Source organism: Rhizobium aethiopicum (assembly GCF_014197535.1).
Taxonomy (GTDB): domain Bacteria; phylum Pseudomonadota; class Alphaproteobacteria; order Rhizobiales; family Rhizobiaceae; genus Rhizobium; species Rhizobium aethiopicum_A.
Genome location: NZ_JACIFV010000008.1, coordinates 171,924 through 184,980, shown reverse-complemented (window position 1 = coordinate 184,980; position 13,057 = coordinate 171,924). Strand labels below are relative to the sequence as shown.

Annotated in this window: 12 protein-coding genes; 10 read left to right on the top strand and 2 right to left on the bottom strand. The window is 61.3% G+C overall.

Annotated elements, in window-relative coordinates:
* The first annotated feature begins 16 nt into the window (after positions 1-16).
* From lpxD to lpxB, 5 genes are read left to right on the top strand one after another with little or no spacing between them, the layout of a single operon-like run.
* Positions 17-1,081 (top strand): UDP-3-O-(3-hydroxymyristoyl)glucosamine N-acyltransferase, encoded by a 1,065-nt coding sequence (gene lpxD, locus GGD53_RS14080; protein WP_184456926.1) that lies wholly within the window; start codon positions 17-19, stop codon positions 1,079-1,081.
* Entirely contained in the window at positions 1,074-1,541 is a 468-nt protein-coding gene (gene fabZ / locus GGD53_RS14075; RefSeq protein WP_064802290.1) for a 3-hydroxyacyl-ACP dehydratase FabZ, read from the top strand. The genes lpxD and fabZ overlap by 8 nt, the downstream gene beginning before the upstream one ends.
* Positions 1,538-2,356: an acyl-ACP--UDP-N-acetylglucosamine O-acyltransferase gene (gene lpxA, locus GGD53_RS14070; protein WP_184456923.1), complete on the top strand. Its 819-nt coding sequence runs from the start codon at positions 1,538-1,540 to the stop codon at positions 2,354-2,356. The genes fabZ and lpxA overlap by 4 nt, the downstream gene beginning before the upstream one ends.
* A 3-nt stretch (positions 2,357-2,359) precedes the next feature.
* Positions 2,360-3,241: an LpxI family protein gene (locus GGD53_RS14065; protein WP_184456921.1), complete on the top strand. Its 882-nt coding sequence runs from the start codon at positions 2,360-2,362 to the stop codon at positions 3,239-3,241.
* Positions 3,238-4,407, top strand: coding sequence for a lipid-A-disaccharide synthase (gene lpxB, locus GGD53_RS14060; RefSeq protein WP_184456919.1), 1,170 nt, complete (start codon positions 3,238-3,240; stop codon positions 4,405-4,407). The genes GGD53_RS14065 and lpxB overlap by 4 nt, the downstream gene beginning before the upstream one ends.
* 28 nt (positions 4,408-4,435) lie before the next feature.
* Here lpxB and gltA read toward each other — a convergent pair whose 3' ends face one another.
* Entirely contained in the window at positions 4,436-5,725 is a 1,290-nt protein-coding gene (gltA, locus tag GGD53_RS14055) for a citrate synthase (protein WP_008526864.1), read from the bottom strand.
* Between the two features lie 289 nt (positions 5,726-6,014).
* On the opposite strand from gltA, the gene GGD53_RS14050 reads away from it, so the two are divergent.
* Complete coding sequence (locus GGD53_RS14050) at positions 6,015-8,447, top strand: ComEC/Rec2 family competence protein (protein WP_184456917.1); 2,433 nt, start codon at positions 6,015-6,017, stop codon at positions 8,445-8,447.
* On the opposite strand, the gene lexA is transcribed toward GGD53_RS14050, so the two are convergent.
* The gene (lexA, locus tag GGD53_RS14045) at positions 8,428-9,144 is read right to left on the bottom strand and encodes a transcriptional repressor LexA (RefSeq protein WP_184456915.1); all 717 of its coding nucleotides are present in this window, start codon (positions 9,142-9,144) and stop codon (positions 8,428-8,430) included. The two genes, GGD53_RS14050 and lexA, sit on opposite strands and share 20 nt — an antisense overlap.
* A 198-nt stretch (positions 9,145-9,342) precedes the next feature.
* Here lexA and GGD53_RS14040 point away from each other — a divergent pair, with 198 nt between their 5' ends.
* From GGD53_RS14040 to GGD53_RS14025, 4 genes are all read left to right on the top strand, one after another.
* The gene (locus tag GGD53_RS14040; RefSeq protein ID WP_184456914.1) at positions 9,343-10,239 is read left to right on the top strand and encodes a VOC family protein; all 897 of its coding nucleotides are present in this window, start codon (positions 9,343-9,345) and stop codon (positions 10,237-10,239) included.
* A complete protein-coding gene (gene kdsA / locus GGD53_RS14035) occupies positions 10,236-11,081 on the top strand; it encodes a 3-deoxy-8-phosphooctulonate synthase (RefSeq protein ID WP_184456912.1) in 846 nt (281 codons plus the stop codon). The genes GGD53_RS14040 and kdsA overlap by 4 nt, the downstream gene beginning before the upstream one ends.
* A gap of 141 nt (positions 11,082-11,222) precedes the next feature.
* Positions 11,223-12,497, top strand: a complete 1,275-nt coding sequence (gene eno / locus GGD53_RS14030) for a phosphopyruvate hydratase (protein ID WP_184456910.1) — start codon at positions 11,223-11,225, stop codon at positions 12,495-12,497.
* Positions 12,498-12,632: 135 nt separating this feature from the next.
* Positions 12,633-12,953 carry an FtsB family cell division protein gene (locus GGD53_RS14025; protein WP_064802306.1) on the top strand — a complete coding sequence of 107 codons (321 nt, stop codon included), beginning with the start codon at positions 12,633-12,635 and terminating at the stop codon, positions 12,951-12,953.
* The last annotated feature ends 104 nt before the right edge of the window (positions 12,954-13,057 follow it).

Genomic DNA, 13,057 nt, shown 5'->3' with positions numbered 1-13,057 from the left:
TTCTGGAGCATTGCCGATGGAGCAAAACGTTTTTTTTCTGCCCCATGAAGGTCTGAAGCTCGCTGAGCTGGCAGGGTTTCTTGGGGCGGAACTCGCCAATTCCGATCATGCCAATGTCATCGTCAGGTCCGTCGCCCCCATCAGCCGGGCGCGGGCAGGCGATGTCTGCTATATCCTGTCTCGCCGCAACCGCGAGGAGTTTGCGACATGCGAGGCCTCGGCGGTGATCTGCGACAAGGCGCTTGCCGATCTCGTTCCTCCGCATCTTCCGGTTATCCTTTCGTCCAATCCGCATGCTGCCTTCGCAATGGCGGGCGGCCTGTTCTACCCCGCAGCATTGCGTCCGGTCGCTCTTTCGGGTGAAAGCGGGATTGCTCCGAGCGCAGTGATTGATCCGAGCGCCAAACTCGAAAAGGGCGTGATCGTCGAACCGCTGGCCGTCATCGGTGCGCAGGCCGAGATCGGGGAAGGAACCCGCATCGGCGCGAACAGCGTTATCGGTCCGAACGTCAAGATCGGCCGGGATTGTTCGATTGCGGCTGGAGCGAGCATTCTTTGTGCGCTGATCGGCAATGGCGTCATCATCCACAACGGTGTTCGAATCGGCCAGGACGGTTTTGGTTATGCACCGGGTCCGCGCGGCATGATCAAGATCGTTCAGATCGGCCGGGTGATCATCCAGGACAATGTCGAGATCGGCGCCAACACGACCATCGACCGCGGTGCCATGGACGACACGGTGATCGGCGAGGGGACCAAGATCGACAATCAGGTCCAGATCGGCCACAACGTCCAGATCGGCCGCCATTGCGCCATCGTTTCGCAGGTCGGCATCGCCGGCAGCACGAAAATCGGCAATGGCGTGCAGATCGGCGGCCAGGCGGGAATCAAGGGACATGTGACGATCGGCGATGGCGTGCAGATCGCTGCCAAAAGCGGTATCATGACCGACCTTGCCGCCGGCGGACAATATGGCGGTATACCTGCACGTCCGCTAAAAGACTATCTGAGAGAGGCCGCGCAACAGGTATCGAAATCCAAGTTGCGCGGGAGGAACCCTGGAGGCAAGCAAAATGACTGAGGAAGCCACGACCACGCTTTCTTCGGCTGATATTACCGAGATCATGAAGCTGCTGCCGCATCGCTATCCGTTTCTCATGGTCGATAAGATCATCGGGATCGACGGAGACAACACGGCGATCGGCATCAAGAACGTCACGGTGAACGAACCGCATTTCACCGGCCATTTTCCGGAAGCGCCGATTATGCCCGGGGTTTTGCTGATCGAGGGCATGGCTCAGACGGCGGGTGCCATCTGCGCCAAGAAGGAAGGTCAGACCGGTAACCTCGTCTACTTCATGACCATCGAGAATGCGCGCTTCCGCAAGCCGGTCGTGCCCGGCGACCGCGTCGAATTCCATGTCAAGAAGAACAAGCAACGCGGCAATATCTGGAAATTCCATTGCGACGCCAAGGTTGACGGCGCACTTGTCGCCGAAGCTGACATCGGCGCGATGATCGTTCGTAAGGATCAGGCATGAGCAAGATCGCCGAAAGCGCCCGTATTCATCCGATGGCTGTCGTCGAAGACGGGGCTACCATCGGCGAGGGCGTCAAAATCGGTCCTTTTTGCCATGTCGGGCCGCATGTCGTCCTGCATGCGAATGTCGAGCTCCTGGCGCATGCGGTCGTCACCGGCCGCACTGTGATCGGCAATGGCACGCGCATCTTCCCGATGGCCGTCGTCGGCGGTGATCCGCAGAGCGTGCACCACGGCGGTGAGGAAACGACGCTGACGGTCGGCGCCAATTGCACGATCCGTGAAGGTGTGACGATGAACACCGGCACGGCCGATTTCGGCGGTGAGACGATCGTTGGCGACAACAATCTTTTCCTTGCCAATTCCCACGTCGCGCATGACTGCCGGGTCGGCAACCATGTGATCATGTCGAACAACGTCATGCTCGCCGGCCATGTCGTCATCGAGGATCGCGTGATCCTAGGCGGCGGCTCGGCTGTTCACCAGTTTACCCGCGTCGGCCGCCACGCCTTCGTCGGCGGCCTGTCGGCGGTGAGTTACGATGTCATTCCCTATGGCATGCTGAACGGTAATCCCGGTCTGCTGGGCGGCCTCAACGTCGTCGGCATGACGCGGGCCGGCATCGACCGCGCCGTCATCCACCGGGTGCGCCGCGCCTACAAGGCGATCTTCGAAGGAACGGGTTCCGTGCGCGAAAACGCCGCCGCGATCCGCGAGGAATATGCCGATTGCGAGCAGGTCGTGCAGATCCTCGACTTCATTGCGGCCGAGAGCGACCGCGCGCTGTCCTCGCCGACCCGGGGGCAGAAGGGCTAGTCCGTGGCTTTAACAGGCGACACCGCTGCGGGCCGGCTGGCGATCATCGCCGGCGGTGGCCTTCTGCCTTCCTATGTCGCCGAAGCCGCGCGCGCGGCTGGCGAAAATCCCGTTATCGTCGCGCTGAAGGACGAGAGTGATCCACGCTGGGAAGGCTATGATCACGCTGTTATCGGCATCGGCGATTTCGCCGCCCTCGAGGGTCTCTTCAACCGATACGGCGTCGGACGTGTGGTGATGTCGGGAAGCGTGCGCCGCCGGCCGGAATGGCGCGAGGTGCGCCCGACGTTGCGCATCCTGATGAAGGTTCCGGCCGCCATTCGCACACTGCTCTCCGGCGGCGACGATACGGTTCTGCAGATGGTGATCCGGTTGATCGAGGGGAACGGCCGGCGCGTCGTCGGCGCCCACGAGATCGCCCCCGACCTGCTCGCTTCCGTTGGCCCGCTTGGCGCCGCCGCGCCCGGCGAGGAAGACCGGCGCGATATCAGCCAAGCCGCCAATGCCGCCGAGACGCTTGGCCGGCTGGATGTCGGCCAGGGTGCAGTCAGCATCGGCGGGCGCGTCGTCGCGCTGGAAGGACTTGAGGGCACAGATGAGATGCTGGACCGTGTCGCCGGCCTGAGGGCCGCCGGACGGATCTCGCCGCGCCGCCGCGGCGTGCTCGTCAAGCTCTGCAAGCCGCAACAGGACATTCGCGCCGACCTGCCGGCGATCGGCGTTGCCACAATTTTGAACGCTGCGAAAGCCGGCCTTGCCGGCATCGCAATCGAAGCCGGTCGCTCGCTGGTGCTCGATCGGGCCGCAGTCATCAGCGCCGCCGACGAGGCTGGGTTGTTTGTCTGCGGCATCGACCGCGGTCTGCCGGCATGGGGGCTCGAATGAACGGAGCGCCGCTGAAGATCGCCGTCATTGCCGGGGAAGTGTCGGGCGATCTGCTCGGCGCTGATCTCATCGCTGCGCTGAAGCGGATTTACAGTGGACCGGTGGAGCTTGTCGGCGTTGGCGGCGAGGGGCTGCAGGCGGAGGGGCTGAACTCCCTGTTCGATTTTTCCGAGCTGTCGATCATGGGCGTCACCCAGGTGCTGAGCCGGCTGCCAAGGCTGTTTGGCCTGATCCGTCGCACCACGGCTGAGATCATCGCCGCAAAACCGGATATCCTTGTCATCATCGACAGTCCCGATTTCACCCATCGCGTCGCCAAGCGGGTGCGCACCGCGTTGCCCGATCTGCCGGTCGTCAATTACGTCTGTCCAAGCGTCTGGGCCTGGAAGGAATATCGCGCCACGCGCATGCTCGGCTATGTCGATCACGTGCTTGCCGTCCTGCCCTTTGAACCGGCAGCCATGCAGCGCCTCAATGGTCCGACGACAACCTATGTCGGGCATCGTCTGGTCGCCGATCCAGCGCTGCTGGAGACACGTCGCCTGCGCGTGGGAAGGCAGCCAGGCAATGGCCCGATCCTGCTTCTTCCCGGATCGCGCTCCTCCGAGATCCAGAAGCTTCTGCCTTACTTCGAGGTCGCCACGAATGAACTCGTCGCCCGCAACGGGCCGACACGCTTCATTCTGCCGACGGTGACGCACAGGCAAGCGCTTGTCCGCGAAATGACGGCTGGGTGGGCCGTAAAGCCGGAGATCGTCGTCGGCACGCAAGCAAAATGGAAGGCCTTTGCCGAGGCCGATGCAGCCATGGCGGCGTCCGGAACCGTTATTCTCGAACTCGCCCTTGCCGACGTTCCGGTCGTCTCTGCCTACAAGGTCGACTGGATCATGCGCATGCTGACATCGGGCATCAAGACCTGGACCGGCGCGCTGCCGAACCTGATCGCCGATTACCCGGTCGTGCCGGAATATCTGAACGATGTCGTTCGCGGCGCAAGCCTTGCACGCTGGATGGAAAGGCTGTCGGTCGATACCTATCAGCTGAAGGCGATGAAGGAAGGTTACGATCTCATCTGGCAGCGCATGCAGACGGAAAAGCCGCCCGGCGAACAGGCCGCCGAAATCCTTCTCGACGTTTTGAAAAAGAAAAAACCCGGCCATTCCTGACCGGGTTTCTTTTTGAGCTCTGAAGCGATCAGCGCTTCGAAACCGGGATGTAGTCGCGCTTGGGTTCGCCGACATAGAGCTGGCGGGGACGGCCGATACGCTGTTCCGGATCCTCGATCATCTCGTTCCACTGAGCGATCCAGCCGACGGTGCGGGCAAGCGCGAAGAGCACGGTGAACATGGTGGTGGGGAAGCCCAGCGCCTTCAGCGTGATGCCGGAATAGAAGTCGATATTCGGATAGAGTTTCTTCTCGATGAAATATTCGTCGGTGAGCGCGATGCGCTCCAGCTCCATCGCCACTTCCAGCAACGGATCGTCCTTGATGCCGAGTTCGCCGAGCACTTCATGCGTCGTCTTCTGCATGATCTTGGCGCGTGGATCGTAGTTCTTATAGACGCGGTGACCGAAGCCCATCAGGCGGAACGGATCGTTCTTGTCCTTGGCGCGGGCGATATATTCCGGAATGTGGTCGACCGTGCCGATCTCGTTCAGCATGTTGAGCGCGGCTTCATTGGCGCCGCCGTGCGCGGGGCCCCAGAGGCAGGCAATGCCGGCGGCGATGCAGGCGAACGGATTGGCGCCCGACGAACCGGCGAGACGGACGGTCGAGGTCGAGGCGTTCTGCTCGTGATCGGCATGCAGGATGAAGATGCGGTCCATGGCGCGGGCAAGCACCGGATTGACCACATATTCCTCGCAGGGGACGGCAAAGCACATGCGCAGGAAGTTCGACGCATAGTCGAGGTCGTTCTTCGGGTAAACGAAGGGCTGGCCGATATGATACTTGTAGGCCATGGCGGCAAGCGTCGGCATCTTGGCGATCATGCGCAGGCTGGCGACCATGCGCTGGTGCGGATCGGTGATGTCGGTCGAGTCGTGATAGAAGGCCGACAGCGCGCCGACGCAGCCGCACATGACGGCCATCGGATGCGCATCACGGCGGAAGCCGGTGAAGAAGCGGCTCATCTGCTCATGCACCATCGTGTGGTGCGTGACGCGATAGTCGAAATCCTTCTTCTGCGCAGCCGTCGGCAATTCACCGTAGAGCAGGAGGTAGCAGACCTCGAGGAAATCGCCATGCTCGGCGAGCTGCTCGATCGGATAGCCACGGTGCAGCAGCACACCTTCGTCACCGTCGATATAGGTGATTTTCGATTCACAGGATGCGGTCGAGGTGAAGCCCGGATCGTAAGTGAAGGAAGCGGTGTTCTTGTAGAGGGCACCGATGTCGATGACGCTCGGGCCGATCGTGCCGCTTTTGACGGCGAGGTCGACTGATTTGTCACCGATTTTTATTGTAGCGCTTTGATCCGTCATGCTGTCCTCCGAAATGTCGGTGGCGCCACAAAAGCGCCATAGGGGTTAAGCGTCCTTTCCGATAGCTATATGATCGTGACGCTAATGCCAAGTTACCGTGATGGCATTTTGTGCATTGCGGCATCACCTTTTAGGCACTGCAGCGATGAGCCGCACGCATAGCGGAAGCCGATGATTCGACTGACCTTTTGCTCCTTTGGTTTTTGCGTCTTATTTCAACCGATTATTCTTGCCGGATTTACGTGAAGGTTGCATTCTGACGACTTCGCGGGGTGATCTTGGGCGGGGCATGCAGGAATTGACGACAGCCGAATTGCGGCCGCAAGCGGGCGTCGGCCTTGCCGATCCGCCGGATTTTCCTGCGCCTGCGGTGGTGACTCAATCGGTAAGGACGCAGTCGCAGACCCCATTGCGTCGTCGGCTGCTGGCCGCCACCTGGCAATCGCTGCGTGCCGGAGCCTGCATGCTGGGCGAAGAGGCCGATCATGGCCGCCTGCTGCTGTTCTCGCCGGTCTTCCTCGGCGCCGGCTCGGCCTTCTGGTTTCTCGGCGGATCGGATTTTCCCCTCGTTGCATCGCTGCTCTGCCTGCTGGCGTCGGCGGCCGCGGTTTTCCTCACCGGTCCCAGCCGGCCGGCCTTGCGCGCAAGTTTCATGGCGCTCGCACTTTTCGCCGGCGGCATGCTCTCGGCTCAGTTCGAGAGCTGGCGGGCTTCGACGGTGATCCTCGATTCATCCGTGACAACGACGGTGACCGGCCGCGTCGAACGGCGGGAAGGCGACGGCAGCGGGCGCTGGCGCTACATTCTTGCCGTCACCGGCACCGAGGCGCCGGAGTTGAAACGGCCGCCAAGACGCATCACCGGGATCGTCCGGGGCGCCGATGTGCCTTTCGAGATCGGCGACATCATCACCGGCAGGGCACGGCTGACGCCGCCGGCAGGCCCCGCACTTCCCGCGCTCAACGACTTCTCCTTCGGTGCCTATTTCGACGGCATCGGCGCCAACGGTTTCTTCTACGGTGCGCCGGAGAAGCTCGACGCGCAGGTCGGCCCGCAGGCGGCCAGGTGGACGTCGGACGCGCTGCTCGAATGGCTCTACCGGCTGCGCAGCAGCATCGGCGACCGCATAAGATCGATCCTGCCCGGCGACACCGGCGCTTTTGCCGCTGCCCTGGTGACGGATGAACGGCGCGCCATCTCGAAGACGACGACGGAGGCGCTGCGCCAGTCCGGCCTTGCCCATATCGTCGCAATCTCGGGCCTCAACATGGCGCTGTCGGCCGGCATCTTCTTCGTCGGCTTCCGGATGCTGCTCAGCCTCTTTCCCGGTGTCGCCCAAGCCTGTCCGACAAAGAAGATCGCCGCTGCCGGTGCGCTCATCGCCGTCACCGCCTATTACCTGATCTCCGGTTTCGGGGTTTCGGCCGAGCGCGCTTTTATCATGATGGCCATCATGCTGATTGCCGTCTTCTTCGACCGGCCGTCGATCAGCCTGCGCAATGTCGTTCTCTCCGCGCTCATCATCATCGCCATTTCACCTTCGGAAGTATTGGGACCGAGCTTTCAGATGTCCTTTGCCGCGACATTGGCTTTGGTATCGGGCTATCAGCTGTGGAAGGACAGGCGTGTCCGCGAAAACGCTTTTCCGAAATTGCCGATCATCAGGCCGGTGGCCGTAGTCGCCAGTTTCTTCGGCGGCGTCTTCCTCACCTCGCTGATCGGCGGCTTTTCCACCGCACTGTTTTCGATCGAGCATTTTCATCGCCTGACGGCTTATGGCCTGCCGGCAAATCTTGCGACGATGCCGATCATCTCCTTCATCGTCATGCCGGCCGGGTTGCTGGCGATGTTGCTCATGCCTTTCGGTCTGGACGCTCCGCTCTGGAAGGTGGTCGGATTCGGCCTCGATCTGGTGATTGCGGTTGCCAAGACGGTGTCCGGCTGGGGCGGGGATATCGGCATCGGCCGCTTGCCCGGCTGGTATTTCGCAATGGCGGTGGCAGGCTTTCTGCTGCTGACGCTGCTGCGTACCCGGCTGCGCCATATCGGCACATCGATCATCGCCATCTCGACCCTTATCGTGCTGCTTCTGCCGGTTCCCCGGCCGCCGGATCTGGTGATTTCGGAGGATGGCAGTCTGGTTGCGGTCGTCGCGGCTGAGGCAATAGCGTCCAACCGTGAAAACCCGCCGGATTTCATCTTCGACCAGTGGCAGCGAGCGCTGGTCCTGCCGACACATGATCCGCCGAAGATGCTGGATGGTCCGGCTATCCCGGCGGAAGGAGAAGACCGCCGTGTCAGGCTTTCCCGCGATCAGCAGAACGAAGCGAGTGCAGCGATGCGGGCAGCCGCAGCAGGCGGTGAAGCAAACCGCTTTTCCTGCGTCAAGAAGGCCTGGTGCACATCAAGACTCGGCAATGGCCATATCGTCACCGTCATCGACAATGCCGCCTATCTTGGCCCGGCCTGCGATACGGCCGATATCGTCGTGACCTCGGTCCGTCTGCGTTTCAACAACTGCCGTTCAGGTGGCGCGCTTTTCACCGGCGAGACGCTACGCAGGACCGGTTCCGTCGAATTGCGCTTCGCCGACAGCGGCCCGGAGGTCACCACCGCCTTCGATGCTTTGTCGCGACCATGGATGCGCCATCGCGCCTATGATTGGCGCAACGATCGTTTTACCGATTCCAGCCTATCCGGCGTCAGTGATAGCGACGGATGAGGCCGACGAGCTTGCCCTGCACCTTGACCCGGTCGGGCCCGAAGATGCGGGTCTCGTAGGCCGGGTTGGCGGCCTCGAGCGCGATCGAGGCACCCTTGCGGCGGAAACGCTTCAGCGTTGCTTCCTCGTCATCGACGAGGGCAACGACGATATCGCCGGGACTTGCGGTGCTGCCGTTGCGGATGATCACGGTATCGCCGTCGAAGATGCCGGCGTCGATCATCGAATCGCCTTTGACCTCCAGCGCATAGTGCTCACCGGAGCCGAGCATATCCGCGGGAACGACGATATCGTGAGTGTTGTTCTGGATCGCCGAGATCGGAACGCCGGCGGCGATACGCCCCATGACCGGCACGGAGATGGAGTTGCCATTGTCGGCGACCGGCTTTGGCGCAGCGGGGGCGGCGACCGGCTGGGGCTTGCCGAGGCTGCCCTCGATGACGCTCGGCGAAAAACCGCGACGCTGAAGACTGGGGTTATAGGCCTCCGGAAGCTTGATCACTTCGAGCGCCCGGGCGCGGTTCGGTAGGCGGCGAATGAAGCCGCGCTCCTCGAGCGCCGTGATCAGCCGGTGAATGCCGGATTTCGAGGCGAGATCCAGGGCATCCTTCATTTCGTCGAAAGAGGGAGGAACGCCGGATTCCTTCATGCGCTCATGGATGAAAAGGAGAAGCTCCTGTTGTTTGCGCGTGAGCATCGACGTCAGACCCCGTGATTGAAACAAATCCAGAACGGACACTATATGTTCCATATGTGTTCCGCAAGTAGCTAAATTTCCGTAAAACTTCGCGCCAACTCGTCGAGATTTTTATTTTCATTCGCCGGATTGGCACACATGTCTTGCATTGAGTGAGGTGCTGTCGCACATCTCTTGCCGGTTTCAGGAGGGATATTCATGAACGCGCATTCCGCCAAGTCGCACCCGCTGGATCATGTCGTGCTGCCCGTGGTCAATATCGATCTGGCGCGTGAAAGGCTCGGCAAGCTCGGTTTCACCGTCGCCGCCGATGCGCGCCATCCCTTCGGAACGGAGAATGCCTGCGTCTTTTTCGCCGACAAGACCTATCTGGAGCCGCTCGGCGTGGCGAGTGTCGAGGAGAGCGAGGCAGCGGCCCGCCAGGGCAATGTCTTCATCGCCCGCAATCGCGCCTTCCGTTTCCGCTGCGGCGAGGAGGGACTTTCTGCGCTGGCCTTCCTCAGCGAGGATGCCGGCCTCGATCATAAGCGCTTCGTCGGCAACGGCGCGAGCGCCGGTGAGATGTTGCAGTTCAGCCGACCGATGCGGATGCCGGATGGTTCGGAGAGCGTCGGCAGCTTCAAGCTGGCCTTTGCAGCTGATTTGCGCGCCCCCGATTTCTTTCTCTTTACCTGCCAGCGCATCAATTCGTTCCCGACAGATCGCGCCGCGCTGGAGACGCATGCCAATGGCGTGATCGGCATTGCCGAGATCGCGCTTTGTGCGCCGGAGCCGGCGGCATTCGCCGCCTTCGTCGGACTTGCGATGGGGCAGGCGGCGGTGGAGAAAACCGGTTTCGGCATGAATATCGCGGCATCGAATGCGAAGATCAGCCTGATGACGCCGGAAGGGCTGGAGGCCTATTTCGAGACTGCAGTCTCGTCAGCCGATCGCGGCCTGCGGGGGCGGGCAATCCTCTTCACTGTCGTCGATCTTGCCGTGACAGAAGCGCATTTGGCTGCTAACGGGGTGACCTACACGCGCAAGAACAACCGTATTCTGGTGAAGCCCACGCCCGGGCAGGGTGCGCTCTTCGCCTTCGAGGAAACACGATGAGCATCGACACGAATTCCGAAGTCAGGATCGGCGAAGGCGCAGGCCAGGTCACCTTTTCCAATACCGCCCGTCTGTCGCTGATTGCCGGCCCCTGCCAGATGGAGAGCCGCGACCACGCCTTCATGGTAGCCGGCACGCTGAAGGAGCTTTGCGCAAAGCTTGACATCGGGCTGGTCTACAAGAGCTCATTCGACAAGGCCAACCGGACCTCGCTTTTGGCCGAGCGCGGCATTGGCCTGGAAAAGGGCATGGAGGTCTTTGCCGACCTGAAGAAGGAATTCGGCTTTCCCGTCATAACCGACGTCCATACGGCCGAGCAATGCGCCGAGGTGGCCAAGGTGGTCGATGTCCTGCAGATCCCGGCCTTCCTTTGCCGCCAGACCGACCTTCTGATCGCCGCCGCCAGAACCGGCCGCGCCGTCAATGTCAAGAAGGGCCAGTTCCTGGCGCCGTGGGATATGAAGAACGTCCTGAAGAAACTCAACGCCAGCGGCAATCCGAATGTGCTGCTGTGCGAGCGCGGCGCTTCCTTCGGCTACAATACGCTGGTCTCCGACATGCGCTCGCTGCCGATCATGGCGGCGATGGGCGCTCCCGTGATTTTCGACGCCACCCATTCCGTGGCGCAGCCGGGCGGGCAGGGCGATTCCTCGGGCGGCCAGCGCGAATTCGTGGAAACGTTGGCGCGCGCGGCGGTGGCGACGGGAATTGCAGGCGTCTTCCTCGAAACCCACCAGGACCCCGACAACGCACCGTCCGACGGCCCGAACATGGTTTATCTCAAGGACATGCCGCGATTGCTTGAGAAGCTGCTTGCCTTCGACGCGATCGCCAAGGCCTGACGTTCAACAGACTGACATGATCGTGGTTTAGGCCACGACGGCATGCTGGTTCGAAGGCCGGAAATTGCAGCATTGTAATTTGCACGCCTTCGATTATGACAGGCTTCGACCGACTTATCACCCACCGAGCAGGAAGAACCCATGACTGCAATCACCGATATCATCGCCCGCGAGATCCTCGATAGCCGTGGCAACCCCACCGTCGAAGTCGACGTCTATCTCGAAGACGGCAGCATGGGCCGCGCGGCCGTTCCCTCGGGCGCCTCGACGGGCGCGCATGAGGCGGTCGAGCTGCGCGACGGCGGCAAGCGCTATCTCGGCAAGGGCGTCGAAAAGGCGGTCGAGGCCGCCAACACCGAGATCTTCGACGCGATTGGCGGCATCGACGCCGAAAACCAGATCCAGATCGACAACATCATGATCGAGCTCGACGGCACGCCGAATAAGTCGCGCCTCGGCGCCAACGCCATCCTCGGCGTGTCGCTCGCCGTTGCCAAGGCTGCCGCGCAGGCATCCGGCCTGCCGCTTTACCGTTACGTCGGCGGCGCTTCCGCCAGCCTGCTGCCGGTGCCGATGATGAACATCATCAACGGCGGCGCCCATGCCGACAACCCGATCGACTTCCAGGAATTCATGATCATGCCAGTCGGCGCCGATTCGATCGCTGAAGCCGTGCGCATGGGTTCGGAAGTCTTCCATACGCTCCGCAAGGAGCTTGCCGCGCAGGGCCACAACACCAATGTCGGCGACGAAGGCGGCTTCGCCCCCGGCCTGAAAAGCGCGCCCGAAGCCCTCGACTTCATCATGAAGTCCATCGACAAAGCCGGCTACAAGCCGGGCGACGACATGTGCCTCGGCCTCGATTGCGCCTCGACGGAGTTCTTTAAGGACGGCAAATACGTTCTCGAAGGTGAAGGCCGCACGCTCGAATCGGGCGCCATGGCCGAATATCTGGCCGAGCTTGCCGCCAAGTACCCGATCATCTCGATCGAAGACGGCATGGCCGAAGACGATTGGGACGGCTGGAAGACGCTGACCGACCTGACCGGCAAGAAGACCCAGCTCGTCGGCGACGATCTCTTCGTCACCAACTCCGCCCGTCTTCGCGACGGCATCCGCATGGGCGTGGCTAACTCGATCCTCGTCAAAGTCAACCAGATCGGTTCGCTGACGGAAACGCTCGATGCCGTCAACACGGCGCACAAGGCGGCCTATACCGCCGTCATGTCGCACCGCTCCGGCGAAACCGAAGATTCGACCATCGCCGATCTTGCCGTCGCCACCAACTGCGGTCAGATCAAGACCGGTTCGCTGTCGCGTTCCGACCGTCTCGCCAAATACAACCAGCTGATCCGCATCGAGGAAGGCCTCGGCCCCCAAGCCCAGTATGCCGGCCGCTCGATCATCAAAGGCTGATCGTTCCGATTTTCAACGGCTCGACCCGCGCCTCCCGGCGCGGGTTTTTTCTTGCGCGCTTATTACGGTCAATGAACGGTTAATCTCTGCGCGTTATGCTGAACGAATTGGTAATGCGTTCAAGAGCATGCGTGTATGTGGACAAAGCATCATAAGAAGAGAAAGCTCGGCCGCTTCGTCATCCCGGCTATGACGGTCGCCTTCCTTTCCTATTTCGGTTATCATTGCATCCATGGCGATTATGGCCTGCGGGCGACAGAGACGTTCGAGCGTCAGCGCGTCGCGCGCGAAAGAGAGCTTGCCGTCCTGAAGGCGAAGCGCGAACATCTGGAAAGCCAGGTCGCGCTACTGAGTGACGGCTCGCTCGACAAGGATATGTTGGACGAAAAGGCGCGATATCAGCTGAATATGTCGCGTGCGGACGAGATCGTCATATTCAACCATTATTCCAATTAACCGGAATCCGGTTAATTGGAATTTCTGATTAATTTCCAATAGCTTAGTGCCGAATACGAGCCATGCAATTATGGCATTGCTGTGGTCATATTTCTTCCCTATGG